Origin of the sequence: Paenibacillus sp. FSL E2-8871 (assembly GCF_038000345.1) — a bacterium.
Lineage (GTDB): Bacteria > Bacillota > Bacilli > Paenibacillales > Paenibacillaceae > Paenibacillus_AQ.
Genome location: NZ_JBBOBV010000001.1, coordinates 4096257 through 4118202, shown reverse-complemented (window position 1 = coordinate 4118202; position 21946 = coordinate 4096257). Strand labels below are relative to the sequence as shown.

At 43.6% G+C, this 21946-nt stretch carries 16 protein-coding genes; 14 read left to right on the top strand and 2 right to left on the bottom strand.

Features of this window, described 5'->3' with window-relative positions; genetic code table 11:
* Positions 1-66 precede the first annotated feature (66 nt).
* The 11 genes from NYE25_RS18780 to NYE25_RS18730 all read left to right on the top strand — a co-directional run bounded on the left by NYE25_RS18780 (position 67) and on the right by NYE25_RS18730 (position 13217).
* Positions 67-951: a YitT family protein gene (locus tag NYE25_RS18780; RefSeq protein ID WP_042131326.1), complete on the top strand. Its 885-nt coding sequence runs from the start codon at positions 67-69 to the stop codon at positions 949-951.
* Positions 952-1126: 175 nt separating this feature from the next.
* A complete protein-coding gene (gene argC / locus NYE25_RS18775) occupies positions 1127-2182 on the top strand; it encodes an N-acetyl-gamma-glutamyl-phosphate reductase (RefSeq protein ID WP_445667138.1) in 1056 nt (351 codons plus the stop codon).
* Between the two features lie 20 nt (positions 2183-2202).
* The gene (argJ, locus tag NYE25_RS18770; RefSeq protein ID WP_341146570.1) at positions 2203-3435 is read left to right on the top strand and encodes a bifunctional ornithine acetyltransferase/N-acetylglutamate synthase; all 1233 of its coding nucleotides are present in this window, start codon (positions 2203-2205) and stop codon (positions 3433-3435) included.
* A gap of 41 nt (positions 3436-3476) precedes the next feature.
* Positions 3477-4307 (top strand): acetylglutamate kinase, encoded by an 831-nt coding sequence (gene argB / locus NYE25_RS18765; protein ID WP_341146569.1) that lies wholly within the window; start codon positions 3477-3479, stop codon positions 4305-4307.
* A 70-nt stretch (positions 4308-4377) separates the two neighbouring features.
* Positions 4378-5664, top strand: a complete 1287-nt coding sequence (locus tag NYE25_RS18760; protein WP_341146568.1) for an acetylornithine transaminase — start codon at positions 4378-4380, stop codon at positions 5662-5664.
* Positions 5661-6629, top strand: coding sequence for an ornithine carbamoyltransferase (gene argF / locus NYE25_RS18755; protein ID WP_036678521.1), 969 nt, complete (start codon positions 5661-5663; stop codon positions 6627-6629). Before NYE25_RS18760 ends, argF begins: the two co-directional genes overlap by 4 nt.
* Positions 6630-6940: 311 nt before the next feature.
* Entirely contained in the window at positions 6941-8176 is a 1236-nt protein-coding gene (locus NYE25_RS18750) for an argininosuccinate synthase (RefSeq protein ID WP_042192353.1), read from the top strand.
* Positions 8177-8269: 93 nt separating this feature from the next.
* Positions 8270-9685, top strand: coding sequence for an argininosuccinate lyase (gene argH / locus NYE25_RS18745; RefSeq protein ID WP_060625918.1), 1416 nt, complete (start codon positions 8270-8272; stop codon positions 9683-9685).
* Between the two features lie 146 nt (positions 9686-9831).
* Complete coding sequence (locus NYE25_RS18740) at positions 9832-11031, top strand: phosphoenolpyruvate hydrolase family protein (protein WP_341146567.1); 1200 nt, start codon at positions 9832-9834, stop codon at positions 11029-11031.
* A gap of 99 nt (positions 11032-11130) precedes the next feature.
* The gene (locus tag NYE25_RS18735) at positions 11131-12339 is read left to right on the top strand and encodes a Tm-1-like ATP-binding domain-containing protein (RefSeq protein WP_042131317.1); all 1209 of its coding nucleotides are present in this window, start codon (positions 11131-11133) and stop codon (positions 12337-12339) included.
* A gap of 41 nt (positions 12340-12380) precedes the next feature.
* A complete protein-coding gene (locus tag NYE25_RS18730; protein ID WP_042192344.1) occupies positions 12381-13217 on the top strand; it encodes a phosphoenolpyruvate hydrolase family protein in 837 nt (278 codons plus the stop codon).
* Between the two features lie 181 nt (positions 13218-13398).
* Here NYE25_RS18730 and NYE25_RS18725 read toward each other — a convergent pair whose 3' ends face one another.
* Positions 13399-14187, bottom strand: a complete 789-nt coding sequence (locus NYE25_RS18725) for an alpha/beta hydrolase (RefSeq protein ID WP_341051434.1) — start codon at positions 14185-14187, stop codon at positions 13399-13401.
* Between the two features lie 188 nt (positions 14188-14375).
* Here NYE25_RS18725 and NYE25_RS18720 point away from each other — a divergent pair, with 188 nt between their 5' ends.
* From NYE25_RS18720 to NYE25_RS18710, 3 genes are read left to right on the top strand one after another with little or no spacing between them, the layout of a single operon-like run.
* Complete coding sequence (locus NYE25_RS18720) at positions 14376-14927, top strand: type II secretion system protein (protein ID WP_341146566.1); 552 nt, start codon at positions 14376-14378, stop codon at positions 14925-14927.
* Positions 14911-15432 (top strand): PulJ/GspJ family protein, encoded by a 522-nt coding sequence (locus NYE25_RS18715; RefSeq protein ID WP_341146565.1) that lies wholly within the window; start codon positions 14911-14913, stop codon positions 15430-15432. Before NYE25_RS18720 ends, NYE25_RS18715 begins: the two co-directional genes overlap by 17 nt.
* A 55-nt stretch (positions 15433-15487) precedes the next feature.
* Positions 15488-17218, top strand: a complete 1731-nt coding sequence (locus NYE25_RS18710) for a hypothetical protein (RefSeq protein ID WP_341146564.1) — start codon at positions 15488-15490, stop codon at positions 17216-17218.
* 75 nt (positions 17219-17293) lie between these two features.
* Here NYE25_RS18710 and NYE25_RS18705 read toward each other — a convergent pair whose 3' ends face one another.
* Entirely contained in the window at positions 17294-21913 is a 4620-nt protein-coding gene (locus NYE25_RS18705; RefSeq protein WP_341146563.1) for a DUF5057 domain-containing protein, read from the bottom strand.
* Positions 21914-21946: the final 33 nt, after the last annotated feature.

The following is a 21946-nucleotide window of genomic DNA, read 5'->3' as shown; positions in this document are numbered from 1 at the left end:
TGATATGGATGGAATAGCCGTTTCTTCTTACGTAGAGCAAGATGACACTTTAAGGAGCGCCATGAAATGCAAAAAATCAATTCTCGTAATAAACCCCCGCTGATTCCGCTGAATGGACCCGTCCGTCATGTGGTGGATACAACGCTTATTCTGATCGGTTCGCTAATCACGGCACTGGGTTTTAATCTTTTTTTTCTGCCTAATCATATAGCTTCTGGTGGTGTATCGGGTCTTTCTGTATTGGCTGAAGCTTGGTTTGGGGCTGAACCGGCATTTACGCAATGGGCACTTAATATCCCGCTGTTTGTGCTCGGAGTAATCTTCCTGGGTAAACAATACGGCGTTCGCTCGTTGCTCGGGAGCTTTGTGCTGCCGCTATTTATCTTGTTGACAAAAGATTTACCTACACCTACAACCAATCCACTTTTAGCCTCCATTTATGGCGGTATCTGTGTGGGGGTGGGACTTGGCGTTGTGTTCCGCGGTCGGGGCTCGACAGGTGGACTTACAATTTTGGCGCAAATCATTCAAAAGATATCTGGTCTCAGCTTCTCGGTTTCCGTTGTGTTGCTGGACGGGACGGTTATTGTGCTGGCTGCATTTATACTCGGCATGGAGCAGGCGCTGTATGCGCTGATCGGATTGTTTGTTACAGGTAAGGCCATTAATGCAATAGAGGTTGGCTTCCGTTATACGAAGGTTGCTTATATTATCTCGGACAAGACAGATGAAATATCTGCGGCGATATTAAATGATCTGGATCGTGGTCTGACAAAGCTGGACGCACATGGCGGGTACACTGGCGATGCACGTACCGTTCTGATGGTAGTGGTAGGTCAGAATGAAGTATCAAGGCTAAAGGCGATTGTCCAATCCGTAGATACAAGTGCATTTGTTATAATTACCGAAGCACATGAAGTGTTAGGCGAAGGATTTAAAAGAGAAGCGTAATCTCTCCTAAGGGGGAGGCGACGCTTCTCTTTTTTTGTAAATAGGGTTATATTTAGGGATAATAAAGTTCACATAATGTGTTGTATTTATATTAATAGGGATGTATAATAATACATATTTCTAAGACGGCATACATTATATTAAATAATATATTCATGATAAGCAGGAAGTGGGGATGACAGTGGAAGGCAAGCTGAGGGCGGCGATTGTTGGATCAACGGGTTATGGAGGCGTAGAGCTGATTCGGCTACTACAAAGTCATCCTAAAGTAGAGATTACTTCGGTAATTTCCTCATCTAGTGCAGGGGATGCGATAGAGGAAGGGTTTCCTCATTTGACGGGCATTATTGACCGAAAGCTGGATGGCGTTGATCCGGTGCAGATGGCTGAGCGGGCGGATGTGGTTTTTACGGCTACACCGTCTGGTGTAAGTGCCAAGCTGGTCCCGCAGCTGCTGGAAGCTGGACTTAAGGTCGTAGATCTATCCGGTGATTTCCGATTGAAGGATGGCGCAGAGTATGAGCACTGGTACAAACATACAGCTCCTGCTGATGAGTACCTAGAACAAGCTGTGTACGGACTTTGCGAGGTGTTTGGAGAGCGTGCGGCTGGGGCCAACTTTATATCTAATCCAGGCTGTTATCCTACGGCTACACTTCTTGGACTAATTCCTGCGATTCAGGCAGGCTGGATTAAGCATGACAGTATTATTATTGATGCCAAATCCGGGGTTACCGGAGCAGGACGCGGAACGAGCCTGATGGTGCATTATGCAGAGATAAATGAGAACTTTAAAGCTTATAAAATAAATAAACATCAACATATACCAGAAATCGAGCAGACACTCACGGAGATTGCTGGAGAAAAGGTAACCGTAACGTTCACCACACATCTCGTGCCAATGAGCCGAGGCATTATGAGTACGATGTATGCAGGAATGACGGGCAATCATACGGAGCAGGATTTTGTGAATTTATACCGTGAATATTATGCGGGCAGACCCTATGTGCGGGTGCGCGATGTAGGTGTGATTCCAGCGACAAAAGAAGTTAGCGGCTCTAATTATTGTGATATCGGATTTGCGACAGATGCTCGTACAGGGCGGGTGACCATTGTCTCCGTCATAGATAACGTTGTAAAAGGTGCGGCAGGTCAGGCAATACAGAACCTTAATTTGATGATGGGATGGGAGGAAACCCTTGGCCTCGGCTACACACCTGTGTATCCATAAGGATCAGCGGTACAAATAACATGAGCGAGATTGAATTATTTACTGCCTTGGAAGGTGGAAGCATTACTTCACCTAAAGGATTTAAGTCCGGAGGACTGCACTGTGGATTGAAAAAAACAGACCGCAACGATCTCGGAGTGATTCTTTGTGAGGTTCCAGCTACGGCTGCTGCCGTGTATACGACAAATGTTTTTCAGGCGGCTCCTCTGAAGGTGACGCGAGAAAGTCTTGTGAACGGAACGTTGCAGGCGGTAGTCGTGAACAGCGGGAATGCTAATGCCTGCACAGGTGAACAAGGCGAGGCCGATGCTTATGAGATGCGCGCTGCTGCGGCTCAACATTTGGGTGTAGAGGTTAATGATGTTGCTGTCGCCTCGACTGGTGTGATCGGTGAGCTGCTGAAGATGGATTACGTACGTAGCGGTATTGCTGCAATACCAGAAAAGCTAGACGGTGGGGCTGCTGGAGCGGAGGAATTCTGTCAGGCTATACTTACAACTGATTTAGTTAAAAAAGAGGTTGCCGTGAAGGTGCTTGTTGGCGGTGTAGAAGTTATTATTGCTGGAGCTGCGAAGGGCTCCGGGATGATTCATCCTAACATGGCTACCATGCTCGGTTTTATGACTACAGATGCTGATATTTCAGCGGAAGATTTACACAGTCTACTTCGTTCTGCTACGAACGTTACTTTTAATATGATTACAGTTGATGGAGATACAAGCACGAATGATATGCTAGTCTCGATGGCTAGTGGGCTTGCAGGTAATGAGAAGCTGACCCAATTGCATCCGGATTGGGACGCTTTTGCCGCTGGATTCACGTATGTCTGCCAGACGCTTGCCAAGGCGATTGCACGTGATGGAGAAGGTGCGACCCACCTGATTGAGGTTCAAGTGAATGGTGCTGTTCATGACGAAGCTGCTGCAGCGATTGCCAAGACAGTGGTGGGTTCTAGTCTAGTGAAATCTGCTATTTTTGGAGCGGATGCGAACTGGGGAAGGATCATTGCTGCGGTTGGACGCGCGGGTGTTCCGGTATCACCAGAACGTGTAAACATTTCTTTAGGTGATATCGAGGTGCTACTGCATTCGAAGCCGGTTGCTTTTGATGAGGAGAAGGCTTTGGCCTATTTGCAAAAAAGTGAAACTGTGCTGATCACTGTAGATTTGCATGATGGAACCGGAAAGGCTACAGCTTGGGGCTGTGACCTAACTTACGATTATGTGCGTATTAACGCTGCATACCGTACCTAATTTGTGGCGGCTTAAGCCCACAAGGGAAGGATACCGAACTTATGACGCTAAATAGCGAGCTTGAACTTATAGATGCATTAGATGGTAGTGGATTGTTTGTGATGAAATGCGGCGGCAGTACGCTGGCTGCTCTTCCTGATTCTTTTTTCGAAGATTTACGAGATTTGCAGCAGGAAGGCATTCAGCCTGTAATTGTTCATGGCGGAGGGCCGGCCATTTCAGAGAATCTAGCAAAGCTGGGCATTGAAAGCAGCTTCGTGAACGGTCTGCGAGTAACCACCGAGGCAGTACTAGATGTCGTAGAGATGACGCTGGCAGGGAGTATCAACAAGGCGATTGTAAGGCGAATTCAAGGAAGTGGCGGTCTAGCTCTAGGGCTATCCGGTATCGATGGAAATATGATTACTGCTAGACCCGTAGCTAATAGCGCTGAAGTAGGTTTGGTAGGAGAAGTAACGAAAGTAAAAGCTGAGATCGTAACTGGTATTGTTGGGATGGGATATATTCCTGTCATTGCACCTATCGGTGTAGATGCTGCAGGTCAGCGCTACAATATTAACGCAGATACAGCAGCAGGAGCAGTCGCTTCTTATGTAGAGTCTCCCCAAATGATCGTAGTTACAGATGTGCCTGGCATTATGAGTACGGTGGAGGGTCGAAAGGTTGTGCTTCCATCCGTTACCGTACAGGAAATCGAAGCTTTAATTGAAAGTGGAGAAATTTACGGCGGTATGATCCCAAAAGTACGGGCAGCTATCGATTGCATTCAAGGCAGCGTTTCAGAGGTTATTATTGTGGATGGAAAAGAACCGCGGGTGCTTAGTCGAGTACTACAAGGTGAAGCGATAGGCACACGTATTATTCGTTCGTAGAATCATAGATGAATATCATTTAGAGGTGCAGCCTGGTACACAGGAGCACAAGGTGGGAGAGTGACTTAGAATGAGCAAGCTTACACAAGCTGAATTGGATTCGCAAGCAGGGGCACAGCAGACCGATACAGTAGGATCAGTTACACCTGATGTTGCAGCAGGCAAGCTTAGCGCGGTATTCCCTTCTTACGCCAGATATGATCTCAGCTTAGTTAAAGGCAAGGGCACCTGGGTATGGGATGATAAGGGCAACAAGTATCTTGATTTCACAAGTGGATTAGCTGTGACCAGTCTAGGTCATGCTCCTGAAAAAGTCGGTGCGAAGCTGAAGGAACAGATCGATACGCTCTGGCATGTCTCGAATCTGTTCCATATTCCTGGACAGGACAAAGTTGCAAACCTTTTGACTGAGAATAGCTGCGCTGATCAAGTGTTTTTCTGTAATAGTGGGGCAGAAGCGAATGAGGCGGCTATTAAGCTGGCTCGTCGTTACCACCAGAAGATTAAAGGTGTGGATCGTTATGAGGTCATCACATTTGAACAATCCTTCCATGGACGTACATTAGCCACACTAACAGCTACAGGTCAGCAAAAGGTAAAAGAAGGATTCCTGCCGCTTCCAGCAGGCTTCAAGACTGTACCCTTGCATGATCTGCCAGCGTTAGAAGCTGCTATCGGGAACCATACCGCTGCTATCATGCTGGAGATGGTACTTGCAGAGGGTGGCGTGCTTGAGGTAGAGCCTGAGTTCTTGAACGCTGTAGTAGCACTGTGCAAGAAACACGGATTGCTTCTCATAGTAGATGAAGTACAAACAGGAATGGGACGTACAGGCAAGTTGTTCGCTCATCAGCATTATGGAATTGAACCAGATATTTTCACTTTGGCAAAGGGAATTGCTAGTGGGTTCCCAGCGGGCTTAATGCTTGGCAAAGGGTATTTGCGTGAAGCATTCTCACCTGGCAGCCATGCATCCACCTTCGGAGGAACACCGCTTGCAACAGCGGTTATGGCAGCGACGATTGAGACGATGCTGGAGGATGAGCTTCCACAGCGCGCCGAGCAAATGGGTAAATACCTGACAGGTCTTTTGAAAGAGAAGCTGGCGGACTGTTCTTTTGTGAAGGATATCCGTGGTAAAGGACTGTTAATCGGGATTGAATGTCAATCACCAGTGGGCGATATTGTTTTGGCTGGACAAAAGAAAGGCCTGTTGTTCGTGACAGCGGGTCCTAATGTCCTTCGCTTGCTGCCTAATCTATATGTAAGTAAAGAGGAGATCGACCAAGCGGTAGACATCGTCTCCGAACTCATTCATACTTATGCTAAACAAGCAAACGGGGAGGTAAGCTCATGAGTCAGGGCGTACAGAGTAACAAGCACACCATTGCGCAGCAACTGAAAGGCCGTGATTTACTGGAGCTGAACGATTACAGCCCGGAGGAAATTACGTATCTGATTGATTCGGCGATTGAGCTGAAGAAGAAGCAGAAAAATGGCGAAGAATTTCAGCCGCTGAAGGGGAAAACGATTGGTCTTATTTTTGAAAAATCCTCTACTCGTACGCGCGTGTCGTTTGAAGTTGGAATGTATCAGCTGGGAGGGCATGCCCTTTTCTTGAGCAAGAATGATATCCAGCTTGGACGCGGTGAAACGGTTGGCGATACAGCACAAGTAATGTCACGTTACCTCGACGGAATTATGATCCGTACCTTCGGCCATGACAAAGTAGAGGATCTGGCTCGTTATGCTTCTATTCCAGTAATCAACGGTCTGAGCGACCTGGCACATCCTTGCCAAGTGCTGGCGGATTACCAAACCATTTATGAGCACAAAGGAAAGCTCAAAGGCCTGAAGCTGGCTTACATCGGCGATGGCAACAATATGGCGCATTCTTTGATGATTGGTGGAGCTAAGCTGGGCGTGGACGTATCTATTGCCGGACCGGAAGGTTATGAGCCGGATGCAGCGGTTGTAGCAGAAGCTCGTGAGATCGCTAAAGAAACAGGGGCCAAGATTGTGGTAACTCGCAGCCCGCAAGAAGCTGTACAAGACGCTGACGTCATCTACACCGATGTGTGGGCGAGCATGGGCTTCGAAGAGGAGCAAAAGGCGCGTGAAGCGGCATTCAAGGACTATCAGGTCAATGAGGAGCTTGTAAAAGGCGCGAAGAGCGATTATCTCTTCCTGCACTGCCTGCCAGCCCACCGTGAGGAAGAGGTCAGCACAGGCGTGATTGATGGCCCTAACTCGGTCATCTTTGATCAGGCTGAGAACCGCCTGCATGCACAAAAAGCTTTAATGGCTGCGCTGATGAGTTAAGGAATCATAGATAATTAGGATTGAACTTATATTGGTCTAAGATTATATAAAATACTATATAAGATGAACTTAATAAGTAGCGTTGGAATTCCGGTGCGGAGCAATGAAGTGAAAGTTTGGAACTGTAGGAGCGTCAGCGTTCGCCTTTATAATCAGATTTCATCTGCGAAGGCAGACTACAATCATAGAAATCTGATTATAACAGCGACCGGAAGTCCAAACATTTCACGTAGTTGCGCTTTATCACCGGAGTTCTATAAGCGCATTTAAGCGAATCTTATACCCCCCACACGAAAGGAAGTTGCCACACCATGGCTAAAGAAAAAATTGTACTCGCCTATTCCGGCGGACTAGATACATCCGTTATTTTGAAATGGCTTAAAGAAACCTATGACGCGGAGATCATCGCCTTCACAGCCGATATCGGCCAAAAAGAAGAGCTCGACGGTTTGGAAGAAAAAGCACTAGCAACCGGTGCATCGAAAGTATACATCGACGATCTGCGCGATGAGTTCGCTAGCGACTTCATCTACCCTATGTTCCAATCCGGCGCGCTTTACGAAGGCCAATACTTGCTCGGAACTAGTATTGCTCGTCCACTAATCGCTAAGCGCATGGTGGATATCGCCATCGCTGAAGGCGCAACGGCTATCGCGCACGGCGCGACAGGCAAAGGGAATGACCAAGTGCGTTTCGAGCTTGGCGTAGCTGCCTTGGCTCCGAACATCAAGGTGATCGCACCTTGGCGTTTGGAAGAGTTCCGCAATCAATTCCCGGGTCGTGCGGAAATGATCGCTTATGCGGAAGCTAATGATATTCCGGTACAAGCCTCTGCGGCGAAGCCGTATTCGATGGACCGTAACCTGCTGCACATCAGCTATGAGAGCGGCGTATTGGAAGATCCTTGGTTCGATCCAAGTGCACCAGAGAATAAAGGAATGTTCCTACTGAGCAACGCTCCTGAGGATGCTCCAGATGAAGCGGAATACTTGGAACTCGATTTCGTGAAGGGAGACTGCGTAGCCCTGAATGGTGAGTCCTTAAACCCACTTCAAGTGATGGAGAAATTGAACGAGCTAGGCGGTAAACACGGAATCGGACGTGTGGATATGGTTGAGAACCGTTTCGTCGGCATGAAGAGCCGTGGTGTGTATGAGACTCCGGGTGGAACAATCCTGTTCGTCGCTCATCGCAAAATGGAGTCCATCACGATGGACCGTGAAGTGATGAACCTGCGTGACAGCCTGATCACTCGTTACAGCACTTTGGTGTATAACGGTTTCTGGTTCGCACCAGAGCGTATTGCACTGCAAGCTCTTGTAACACAGAGCCAGCAAAATGTAACAGGTACTGTTCGTCTTAAACTGTACAAAGGCAACATCATCGGCGCTGGAGTGAAGAGCCCAGTCAGCCTGTACAACCCTGAAATTGCAACGATGGAAGCTGATCCTACACAAGCTTATGATCAAGGGGATGCAACTGGTTTTATCCACTTGAACGCATTGCGCCTTAAGGTTTCTACAGGTGTAAATGGAGCTTCGAAATAGAACGATAACATAAACTTAAACGGGCATTCCGAAGGCCGTTCCTCCCGTCAGGATAGGAGCGGCCCTCTGGCGTCCAAGAGGAGGAAACTACAGGTGAGCAAGCTTTGGGGCGGAAGGTTTACTAAAGGAACAAACAAGCTGGTGGAGGAATATACGGCTTCCATTGGATTTGATAAGGCTTTGGCCAAAGAGGATGTGCAAGGCAGTCTGGCGCATGTCACAATGCTGGGCAAATGCGGAATCCTTCCACAAGAAGATGTGGAGACGATTAAGCAAGGTCTGAACAAAGTATTGGACAAGGTTAACGCTGGAGAGGTTGTTTTCTCCGTAGCGGATGAAGATATCCATATGAATATTGAAAAACATCTGATCGAGGAAATCGGTCCAGTCGGAGGTAAGCTGCACACAGGACGCAGCCGTAATGATCAGGTGGCAACGGATATGCACCTTTACTTACGGGGGCGTGTAGTTGAGCTAGTTAGCTTGCTGCATGAATTGCAGGAGGCTTTGATCGAGCAAGCCAAAGACAATGTGGAGACGATCATCCCTGGTTATACGCATTTGCAGCGGGCACAGCCGATCCTGTTTGCTCATCACTTGTTGGCTTACGTATCAATGTTCCGCCGCGATGCGGAGCGTTTGACAGACAGCTACAAACGGATCAACGTTCTGCCACTCGGGGCAGGTGCGCTTGCGGGAACGACCTTCCCGATCGACCGTCATTTTGTAGCGGAGCAATTGGGCTTTGACAGTGTGTATGAGAACAGTCTGGATGCTGTCAGCGACCGCGATTTCATCGTTGAGTTTTTGGCAAATGCTGCGCTTGTTATGACTCACCTATCCAGACTCAGTGAGGAATTGGTGTTGTGGAGCAGCACGGAGTTCAGCTTTGTGGAACTGGATGATGCTTTCTGCACAGGTAGCAGCATTATGCCACAGAAGAAGAACCCGGACGTACCAGAACTGGTACGGGGCAAAACAGGCCGCGTTTACGGCAACCTGATTGGCTTGCTGACCGTGCTGAAATCACTGCCACTCGCGTACAACAAGGATATGCAGGAAGACAAAGAAGGCATGTTCGATACCGTTACTACACTGACTGGTGCACTGCAATTGTTCGCGCCGATGATCTCCACCATGAAGGTGAACAAGGGGCGTATGCGTGAAGCCGTGAACACGGACTTCTCGAATGCTACGGATATCGCCGACTTCTTGGTAGGCAAAGGTCTTCCTTTCCGCCAAGCACATGAAGTAATCGGAAAAACAGTGCTCTACTGCATTAACGAAGGCAAGTTCCTGCTGGATCTTACGCTGGAAGAGTTCAAGCAATTCTCGCCGCTGTTCGATGAGAATATCTATGCTGTTCTTCAACCGGAAGCTGTAGTTAACGCCCGTAACGTTTATGGCGGCACAGCCACCGTTCAGGTGAAAGCTGCAATCGAACGCGCGGAGCAGGCACTGCATGAAGCTAATGAATGGGTTGTAAAACACGGTGACGCTATATTGTAAACCGTATCAATACCAAATCTCGCCTCAGACTTTTATAGGTCGCAGGCGAGATTTTTTTTATCTAAAGGGGCTCTAATTACAACACGACTGGATTCACAGTGTTCTTTACGGTTATCCTTAGATTAGGGATAGGAGGGTGCGTAAGTATGAGTAGAGAGCAAATCCTAGACGAGCTTAAATCGCAATTAAAACTAGGGAATCATATTATTGGAGTAGCCACAGGTGCGGGAATAACGGCAAAGTATGCGAAGCAGGGTGGAGCAGACTTCCTTCTGATGTTAAACTCGGGTAAATTCCGGCAGATGGGGAGGAGCTCTCTCGCTGGGATTTTGCCATTTTGTAATAGCAATGATATGGTGATGGACTTTGCGTCTAGGGAAATCATCCCTTTGGTCAGAGATATTCCTATTATTTTTGGACTCAATGCAACCGATCCGACAAAAGATATGGAGAGCTATATCATTGAAATAAAGAATAAGGGATTTTCCGGTATTAATAATTACCCCACAGTTGGACTAATAGATGGTCAATTTGGTGAAACGCTTGAAGAAGAAGGGAATGGTTATCTACTCGAAGTAGAAGCTATAAGAATAGCTCACGAAAAAGATTTGTTTACCATTGCTTTTGTATTTGACGAAATCCAAGCCGCTCAGATGATCGAGGCAGGAGCAGATATTATTTGTGCACATTTAGGCTTAACCGAAGGGGGATTATTAGGAGCCAAAAAAGTATTCTCTCTGGAAGCTGCCAAGGCTAAGGCGGACAAAATTTTTAATACATGCAATGCGCTAAAGCCAGATTTAATTAAATTGGTGTATGGTGGTCCCGTGAAAACGCCAATTGATGTGCAGTATATGTACAGTAATAATCAAAATTTGATGGGGTATATCGGGGGCTCTGCTTTTGAAAGAATTCCATCGGAGAAGTCCATTACGAATATAACCAAAGCTTTTAAAGTGTCGGGGACACTGGATGAAGATGATTTTATGGTCAAAATGTTAGACGGTATCACAAAGCACTATGATTATGTTGAATTTGTAAAAGAATACGTAGCTCAAAATTATATGAATGAGATCTTGTTTGCAGATTTAGCTAAGGTGGCCCATATATCCCGAAGTTACTTAAGTAGCTTGTTTACCAAAAAAGTAGGCTGCAGCTTCCAAACGTATCTCGTGCAATTTCGGATGGATAAGGCAGCGGAAATATTACATAGAGACCATATCCAGTTATCTGAGCTAGCGCCATTAGTTGGATATCAAGACTATGCGCAGTTTAGCAAAATGTTTAAGAAGTATAAAGGGTTCTCTCCAAAACAATATAAATCTAACATAAACACAAAAACATAAGACATAAAAGCGTTTTCATTGATAAACCGAAGAAGTATGATTAACTCATAAGTTGATCATGCTTTTTTGTTGTAGATATTTGAAGAGGAGGTTGAAGAAATGAAGACGATTGCCATTGCCGGAACTTTTGACACCAAGGGTGAAGAATATCTCTACATTAAAAATTTGCTGGAAAGCTTGGAGCTAGGTACGTTTACGATTCATACGGGTGTGTTTGAGCCCACCTTTACACCGGATATCTCTAACCGAGAAGTAGCAGCAGCCGCGGGTGTAAGTATAGATGAGCTCGTTGCCAAGAAAGATAGGGCACTAGCAACAGAATTATTAGCCAAAGGTATGGAAAAATTAGTACCTGAATTATATAAGCAAGGCAAATTTGATGGAATTATCTCCTTTGGGGGCACTGGAGGGACTTCACTTGTAACCCCTGGTATGCGGGCATTGCCTATTGGTGTACCAAAAGTGATGGTTTCGACCGTAGCTTCAGGGAATACTGCTCCATATGTAGGCACTAGTGATATTGTCATGATGCCATCCGTAGTGGATGTTGCTGGACTGAACTCCATTTCAACAAAGATTTTTACCAATGCAGCTTTCGCCATCGCCGGTATGCTTAAATTTGAGAATAAACAAGTGATAGAGAAAAAACCATTAGTAGCTACAACAATGTTTGGGGTAACAACCCCCTGTGTGACGGCAGCCCGTAACTATCTTGAAGCTAGAGGATATGAAGTGCTTGTATTCCATGCAACAGGTGTAGGTGGCCAGTCCATGGAAGCGCTAATCGAGGCTGGTTTTATTGAAGGCGTATTGGATCTGACCACAACAGAATGGGCGGACGAAATTATTGGTGGTGTGCTAAATGCTGGACCTCATCGGTTAGAAGCTGCTGGAAAACATCATATTCCACAGGTTGTGTCGGTAGGTGCACTTGATATGTGCAACTTTGGCCCTTATGATACGGTACCCGAGAAATTTGCTGGACATAAGTTCTATAAGCATAACCCTACAGTTACTTTGATGAGAACAACGGTAGAAGAGAATGAAGCCATCGGCAAAAAGCTTGTCGAGAAATTAAATATGGCCAAAGAAAAAACGGTATTAATGTTGCCTCTTAAAGGGATATCCGGCATTGATGTCGCAGGGGAAGCCTTTTATGGCGTAGAGGAAGATCAAATGTTATTTGATACCTTGAGAAATGGTGTGAACAGAAATGTTGTCGAGGTTATCGAAATGGATTGTGCCATTAATGATGTAGAGTTTGCAGAAGCAGCAGCTCAGAAGCTAATAGATCTCATGAGCAAATAACACTAACACAGAACATTTAAATAATGATGGAGGCGTTACACATGAACAAAAATACAAGAACTGAAATCATGGCGAAGTTTAGAGAAGAAGTAGCAAATGGAAAGATTCTTTTAGGTGTTGGGGCTGGCACAGGGATTACTGCAAAAAGCAGTGAAGCTGGCGGAGCGGATATGCTGATTGTTTATAATTCAGGAAGATACAGAATGGCAGGTCGTGGATCACTCGCGGGGTTATTATCTTATGGAGATGCCAACCAAATCGTAGTCGAAATGGGCTCGGAGGTATTACCTGTTGTAAAAAATACTCCCGTATTAGCAGGCGTATGTGGAACAGATCCTTTTAGAGTGATGGAGGTTTATTTAAAACAACTTAAGGAACAAGGTTTCAGCGGCGTGCAAAACTTCCCAACCGTTGGTTTGATCGATGGCGTATTCAGACAGAACCTTGAAGAGACAGGGATGGGATATGGTTTAGAAGTAGATATGATTAGAGCGGCGCATGAATTGGATATGCTCACCACTCCTTATGTATTTGATCCTGAACAAGCTAAAGCTATGGCAGAAGCAGGAGCAGATATTTTGGTGGCACATATGGGCTTGACTACCAAAGGTACAATTGGAGCTAAAACCGCTCTTACTTTAGATGATTGTGTTGAAAGAATTGAAGCGATTATTAAAGCAGGGAAAGCGGTAAATCCAGATATTATGGTTATTTGCCACGGTGGACCGATTGCTGAGCCAGAGGATGCGGCGTATGTAATTGAACGGACAGAAGGTATAGACGGATTCTTTGGTGCATCGAGTATTGAAAGATTTGCTGCTGAAAAAGGAATCACAGAACAGACTGGATTATTTAAAAAAATCACCAAACAAGCATAATTGCCTTCGGCGTCCTTATAAGGACGGTAAGCAATTAAGCGAGAAATATAAGGATAAAGTAGTTTGAAACTTATACTCTATCCTTATATTTTAAAAGAACCCTCCGAAGAGGGTAATCTGGGTAGAACAGATATTAAGGTGCAGCTTATGGCTGCACCTTTTTGTTGTCTATTAGAAGAAGCTAGTTATTACTCAACGGTAGCCAAGCTAATATATCGCGGATTTTGGCATCCCAGTAGCCCCATTCATGGTTGCCAGGACCTTCATCGTAGGTGAAATCAAGGGAGGTTGCTCGGCATGCATCGCGGAATTTCAAGTTATCTGTGTACAGGAAATCTTCTGTGCCACAGCATTGATACAGCGCTGGTTTCGGTCCCGTGGAGCGGTTCACTTCCTCAAGCAGCCATAGAAGGTCTTCGGGCGTTCCGGCGATATCTTCTGTTCCGAAGATCATTTCGTATTCTTTGCTTTTGACGGTAGGATCTTCCGCGTTCATAAAATTATGCGCCATATCAAGTGCTCCTGACAGACTCGCTGCCGCTGCAAAAGACTCCGGTTTACGCAGTCCCAGCTTGATCGCCCCGTAACCACCCATCGACAGTCCAGCTACAAAGTTCTCCTCACGTTTATCTGACAGTGGGAAAAACGAGCGCGCAAGCATCGGCAACTCTTCACTAATAAAGGTCCAATAACGGCCGCCAACCGCCATATCCGTGTAGAAACTGCGATGCACATTTGGCATAACTACAGCTATTCCCATCTCTGCTACATATCGTTCTATAGAAGTCCGGCGAAGCCAGATCGAATCATCGTCTGACAAACCGTGCAGCAAATACAGCGTAGGGTGAAGTTCACCTCTAGTTACGTTGCTCATCCCGATTTGTGTGGTTGTTTTTTGCGGCAAAATTACAGTCATTGAGGTATTCAATCCTAGTACTTCCGAATAAAATTTGCACTCTATTAAAGCCATTTCATCCATCCCCTCTCTTTTCAAATGATAGCACAGAGCAAAAGTGAGAGATATTGTAGAAATATCTGAATTATAAGGGTTTTGAGGATTGCTGTAGCTGGATATGAGAGAATATAATGGAAGTAGAAAATTAAGGAAAAAGCGTGCAAATATGAAAGCATTCTCGTAGGCGGGAGGAAAAAAGTAGGATGAAATCAGGCCTAAAGCAGGAAAAAGGATTTACATTGATCGAAGTACTGGCCGCTATTGTGATCTTGTCGATAGTTTCACTGGTACTTACGTCTTACTTTACAAACGCCATGAGTTACTCTAAATCGAACCAAAACAAGACGATTATGGTCAATCTGGCGCGGAATGCGCTGTTTTATGTGGAGAAGCAGGATTTTGAGAAGATGAAGGATTATTTCATAACGAAGGGGAACGATGCGATAGAGGCTGAAGAGTGTACCCTAGTCAACTGCAGCTATAGTAATTTATTCTCAAACATGACAGCCTTGGCGAATGTATTGAATCCAACAGTTAACGATATCCGTTATAAAATTAATATTGTTTATCAACCTGAACTAGTAAATAACCCGTCTAGTAACCCAACAAATGGTGGTATAACTCCTATCGATAAATCAGCGGTGAAGGATTATTTAATACCTGTTAAGGTTGAGGTCGGGCGAGTAGAAAGTAATGGACAACCCGATTATTACGTGATGTTGGAGGGGTACATTACTGATGAAAGAATCCGCTAAACGACTTAGGTCGGAACAAGGTTTTACCTTGGTGGAATTAATTGCGGCACTCACTGTATTTGCAATGATAGTCGGTCTAATATCTGGAATTACTATGTACGGCTTTCGAAGCTATCATAAAATCTCAATTCAGAATGCTTTACGCGACGAGGCGGATCTGATCATGTCCTCTATTATTACTGAACTCTATACATATAGTCCTGAACGGCTACAAAACATTTCTGGAGGAATTGAATTAATTAAAGAAGGGAGTTCTCCGCGTGTAATTCGTGTATCAGGAAATGAAATCGTTATAAATGGCGAAGAAAGCGGGGCTGAGTCTGGTTCTCCTCTTGCGGTACAATCGAACATGGCTGGTTCTATCATAACCGCTTCCACATCAGATGGTAGATCATGTAATGTAGCCTCTCTTTGCAACTCCGGTCTGATCCAGATTAAGTTGGTATTAAAGTATAAGGGAAATGATGCAGATAAAATGGAATTGGAAAGCCAATTTGGATTTTAGGAGGAGAACAGAGATGTTGAGGCGAGCAAGCCTCCGATCAGAACGAGGGTCGGCTTTGGTACTTGTAATGTTTATCGTCCTATTGCTCACTATTTTGGGAGTTACAGTGCTTAGTGCTACGATTGGAGGCGCGAGGCGTGCAGAAACTCGTGAGAATGATGTACAGAGCCTTCACTTAGCGCAGAAATCGATTGATGAGGCGATTGCCTATATTACAGCAGATTTAAATCAGAAAATACAAGTTAGTAGTAATACTACTCAGGCACAGTTTGATCAAGAAATTGAGATGTTTTTAAGGGGCCTCAATTCTAATAAAGGAGCTTTTGTTACCGATACAAGTTTACAGGGAGCTAGCAATGAAATCACGGGAATTACTCTCGATGGCAGTTCTACAAGTAGTAAGCATGTAGTTGCGATTAAAGCCAATGCAACAGTGAACGGCGTGTTAAGAACGTTGCAACAAAAAGTTGTGATTACGACATTCCCAGATTTTTTGAATTATTCATTGGGTTCTGAAGGAACGATCTATTTGAATGGCGCTCCTTATATTCAGGGGAATATTTATGCTGGAAATCAATTGAAAGTTAGCCAGGTGGCTAAGTATAAACATAACGCAGAGTTGGAAAAACGCAGTCTATTTTCGTTAATCGATGGAGAGGCACATATCCAATCAATGAACGATCTGCTTTATTCCAGAACAGGGGATATATTTGAAAAGGTACCGACAATTGATGATGCCGACTATTCTTCACTAGATAATAGGGTGAAGACGATTATTGAAAAGGCAAAGATCAAAAAGAATACGACGTTTGTCCAAGTGAGTGTGGAAGATTCCTTTCTGGATAAAGTTGCTGAAGCTTCAGGGTCGGCTGGAAATAAGAAGTTATTCAGCGAAAAATATTATGGAGCGGCTGGATCTAATAGTAGTGAAGAACCCACTGCAAGAGGAACAAGATTAATTACCTCGCTTCAGCAACCTGGGGGCATTTCCAACTTATGGATGCCTATGCTAGAAGATTTTAAGGACATTGCAACTGGCGATACAGATGAAGAGAAGGAGCAGGAGAAACATAGACTTTTCGAAGAAGCAAAGCTATCACTGAAGCAAAACCTTGAGAGATTGGAGAGAAGCACGATCTTTATAGGGAATCTAAAGTTGGATGGGGTTATGTTAAATCAGATAAGGGATATTTCTAAGCTTAATTCAAGCACTGGGGCTCACTGGCTTATTGTAAACGGTGATTTAACAATAGATAGTTATTCAACGGCCATTATTCAAAGCAATATTCTGGTTACAGGAAATTTATATATTAGAGGAAAAGCCGAATTCGATTCTACTATGTTTGTGCTTGGAAAAACGGATATTGTGGATGCTACGATATCAGGAATACCTACTGTAGGTAGAGGAAGTAAAGAACTTGTATTGATCTCAAAGGGAGGTATACTCATCAATCGGGTTGAAGAGTTTAAAAATGAGGCTACAAGATTAAGAGCCTTTTTTTATACTGATAGTACGGCAGAGTTGTACGGCGTGGGCTCTATATTTTCACTCGATGGTGGATTTTTTGCTAAAGGAGATTTAATTATCAATGCGGTTGTTGGCAAAGTCAAGAAGGAGACAGGATCTGCAAACTTTAATTTTGATATCCAGACGGAGGTTGAGTCCCCTCGTTTTATTGTTAATTATAATGAACAAGTATTTGAAGACCAAAATGTGGGACTGCCACGTGTGAATCAAATAAACGTTCATGTAGGTCCCATCGAATTGCTGACTCCAGGTAAGTAATGGGCGCACATGAGAAAGCAGCCGATCAGTATCTGATCGGCTGCTTTCTCATTATTTAACAGAATTCGATGTGCTCTAGTAGCGATTCTCAATAGTATCTTGTGATCCAATAATATATATTGTGTAGAATGCTTCAATCATCTCATTACTTAAAGTGAAATAATAGGCTCTAATCGTTGCTTGGCCTTTACTGATACCACGATAGAGTCCGTTTTGTACTTGTAGAACAGCTGGTTTAGAAGCGTCTTCACCCGATTTATTGCTAACAAACTCCCAGTGCATTTTGTTTATAAGGCTAGTAGGTAGAGCCCCAAAAGGATCCCGTGTATTTAAGAGTGTTAATAAATTTAGGGATTCACCTTCCATGATTATTCCTGAATCGGGATAGAATACCAACCCTGGTTTAGGCACAATTATGTTGTGGATATTACTGGTGATTCCAGCGGCTTTAACTTGAATCTGTATATCATTTTTCGATTCTAGCCCCCTTACACTAACCCTCTTGTCGTAAGTTATTATTTTGGAAACTGGAATAGGATTATCTACCGTGACGAATCCAGCATATTTAAGATCACTGTCGTTGACCAAACTCCATTCAAACTGTTCATTACTTGCGTTGTCAGGAATGGTATTAACACTTAAGTCAGTGGTTCCTTCATATGGCACTTTTTTTGGTCCGGTAATTGTCAAAGAATCAAGACCAACGGTTATTGGTATCGTTTTTCGAATTCCTATTGAATTTAAATTAGAGGTTACAGTAACAGTTAACCTGTACTCTCCTGATTTGTTAGCTGTGAAACTGGTACTCTCACGCGTGCTATCAAGAATAACAAGAGTTACATTATTTGTTGGTAATCCGTTTGCATCCACGACGCTCCATGAATATTGGATTCCCGTTTCTTTTGTTTCGTAAGTAGCCTTGAAATCTATTTTCTTATTTACAAGAGTGCGGTTAGGTCCTTCAATATTTAATTGGGGATCCAAGACAGTAACAGTAGCCTTACTAATAAGATTACTTCCATCGTTAGCAGCTACTGTAATTTCAGCAGAGCCAACCTTTTTACCAAACACGACACCTAATGGACTAACACTAACAATATTATCGTTGCTTGATGTCCAGATCAGTTGATTGAATTTCTCCAAAGGCTTAATAATCAGAGAAAGCTTTTGGTTATCTCCTAATAAAAGTTGTGCACCACTTAACTCTAAAGTAGTTATTCTGTCGATAGCGGTAATCGTCATCTCAGGAAATTTAATGGTCGTTCGCACCGGCGGATTAGAAGTCGGCGACGGCAATGGTGTTGGCGTTGGTGTTGATGTCGGTGTCGGCGATGGTATCGAAGTTGGTGTTGGTACAGGAACGGGCCCTCTGTATGGCAGAATATCAATTAAGCATGATGCAGTATTCAGGGAAGCAGCGATTACATTTCCATAAACATTCCCATTGCTAATACTTAATGCTGCTTTGGGAGCTAGGATCGAACCTCTAATTTCAACTCCTGAGATATTGACCGTTGTCGCATCTGGAAAGTTATATAGGATGTTGCTACCTGTCGTATTCTGAGGCAGATCAAAGGCTTTGTGAACATTAACAGTAGAACCAGTAATAGTATAAATCATAGTAGAGCCTGAAAGAGCAGTAACATCAGTCCATCCTGCCTGATTAAAATATTCGTTTGTAAAGTTAAATATGTTAACTGAACGATCTCCTTTAATATATAAACCGTTATATTTTAGCTCTGTTGTTCCATTTTGCGGAACCGCGGCTAGTTGATTCGATAGATTCACATAATATTGTTGAGCTGATACAAAATCGATCAGCGTATTGGTAACCTTATTATATGTTCCTGAGATAATGCTACCACTATCAACTTTATTGAATTCTCCTTGGTGAATGATATTTCCATATACAGTACCATTGGTGAAATTCAGGTTGCCACCAGTAACGATAGCATAAGGTACTTTGTTGCCGTTGGACATATTGATGTCTACGCTACTAGTAGTAGTATCACCGCCAGCTGCCAAATTACCCTTCAAAGAAGCCGTGACTGTGGCTTTTCCAAAAATAAAAGCATTATAATCACCAGCAATTCCGAGCCCGGAGCCGGTTGTAGAAACGGATGGGTTGAAATTAGTAGTATTAGGTGTTGGACTAGCAGTAACAACTGCTGTCGCCGTTGGAGTAGGAGATGCAGAAGGAACAGCATGAATATCTACGAAATCAACTAAGGCGTTATCGAATTTATAAGTTGTGGCTACATTTGCTGATACATTGATAGAAAATTTGATGGGCTCATTGGAATCAGGCAGGAAAGTCTTAATCCCATTCACGTTCTTTAATGTATAAGTAATATTATTAAGTGACTTCTCTAACGCTAGACCTGTTCCAACACTACCAGAAGGGTTGGTCATCCCATCAGGTAAGCCTGATGCTTCAAGCTTAATGTTCGCTGGAAGAGTGTCACGGAATAAAATATTTGAAATTACTTGATGCTCAGATGATTGATCAGTTGTACTTACTTGCTCAAATGGAACAGGTTTGGCTTTGATGATATAAGTGATAGTGAAAGGTTCATTTTTTGCTACTTCGCCGTTAGTGCTAACATTGGTTGACAACTCCCGTGATAATTCAAGATTCGATTTAGCTTCTAAAATAGTAATATCAATGATTTTTGGTGCTGCATAAGCGCCTTGTTTATCACGCGCTGTAATTTCTATTGTTAGTTTACCACCTCTAGGGAGAGGGTTTGGGAATACCTGATGAATGGTCTCTCCCGAAAGAATAGCCTTCTCTGCCATCCCTGTATTTGGTAAATAGGTATTCCCGGACTTAAAACGAATAGTTGTAAATAAATCGCGATCTTTTAAATCGGGATCTTCGACTACATAATCTATTAACAGTTCATTCTGATAAGACGGTTTTATTTCATCTTGCTGTGGTGTAGATACCGTGATTTCTGGCGCATGATTAGCACCAATATAAGCACGGTACATTGTGTTGACGAAGAGATTTTGCTCCCATACCGGGAACTGAACGCTGGATGTTCCAAATACGTGACCAGTACCAGAGTATGTTACATTTCCTTTAGAGTAGGTGTAGTAGTGGTTCCAGCTATCATCAATATCCCGTGAACTTCCTATAATGTTATACCAAGGGATGACTGAAGGATCCTCTAGATTTAAAGTAAAGTATTGATTATGTGTTGTTGCTATCTGTGGTGTAATAATGTTTGTCTGCTCATTGTTTGCATTAATAGTACTCAAGTAAAAAGGGTATTGCGTTAGTAAGCCATCATTAATTGGTTTGACTGTAGTTGATGGATTAGGAGCGTTAAGACCTAAGTTTGTTTCCGGTTCGATTTGACCCGTAATATTCTTGAAATTCTTGACCCAATTGCTATTATTCTGATATACCGTATCATGTGTGAACATGACGCTCTGTTTAGTAACCTCTGTAAAATCAATAACAGCCTGGGTTGCAAGTTCACTTAATACAGCTTTGTCATTATAAATATCACGAAATCCGAATATGAGCATATCGTATACGCCGTTAAGCCCATATTTCTTATCTTTGGTATACTGAGTCACAATATCGGTATTAAATTCAGAAATGGTCTTAGTAGTAATCTTTAATTCGTAACTGCTATTACTTAGGAAACTTTGCGTCATATTTTCAGGTCTGAGAAGACTGCTACTTCTTTCACTATTAGAAATAGTAGGCAATACCTGAAGAATGTTAACGATTGTTTTCTTGCCAAGGAATTGAATCGTGCCACTGTCAAAGTCTTTTAATTTGTTCGGATTTAAGTGGTCTACAATTTCTAGCTTCCAGTACAAAAGACCAGAGTATGTATTAGGAAGTTTGTATACGATTTCGCCATTAGGATCTTGATTCAAAGTCTGTACAGCTACGACATCATTTTCGGTCATTTTAATCGACTTATCTACACTGATGTACAATTTTGCTAGGATGGGGCGTTCGTTAAGACTGTTTACATTTGATACGTTGAATTTAAAACTAAGAGTATTCCCAGGTTTATAAACATGCTCCTGGTTCTGGCTGTAATCAATAATGTTAGCTTTATTAGTAATTTGAATACGAGGACGTTGCTTTAAAAGATCCTTCTGAGCGGAAGGATCTTTCTTCAAATTTTCGATCCATGTATTTAACTCATTGTTATCGACGAACTTAACATTTGATTTTGGTGTTAATGTTCGGTAGGTATTAAAGGTGTTGTACAATATTCCGCGCTGATTAGTTGTTTGCTTATCAAACGGCTCTTTGTTGATTAATACGTAAAGTCCTTTATTAATAAAATAGTCGGTAATTTCTTTGGCTTTCAGGGCAGTTATGTCATTCATAACTGCTTTGGTATTATGATCTTTTCCGGAGACCCCACTCGTACTGTAAGTCCCCTTCCCGATATAAACCGCATCGTATCTCCCGTCCAGATCATCCCTCAGCGCCACAAAGCGCTTCATACTCATCGTATCAATCGTAAGGTTAGTTATTCCCGTTTTTAGAGACGCAAGCTCACTAACCCCACTCTCCGTAACCTCCAGCATACGAATCTGGTAATCATTTGAACTGGCTTCGACATTCATGAAGTGATTTTTGATAGGCAGAACAAGCAGAAGGAGAAGCAAGATCGTTACTGTAAAAAGATAGATCCGTTTGTTACTGGCAAATTTCATGGTCATCTCTCCCTGATTGTTAACTATTGGCAG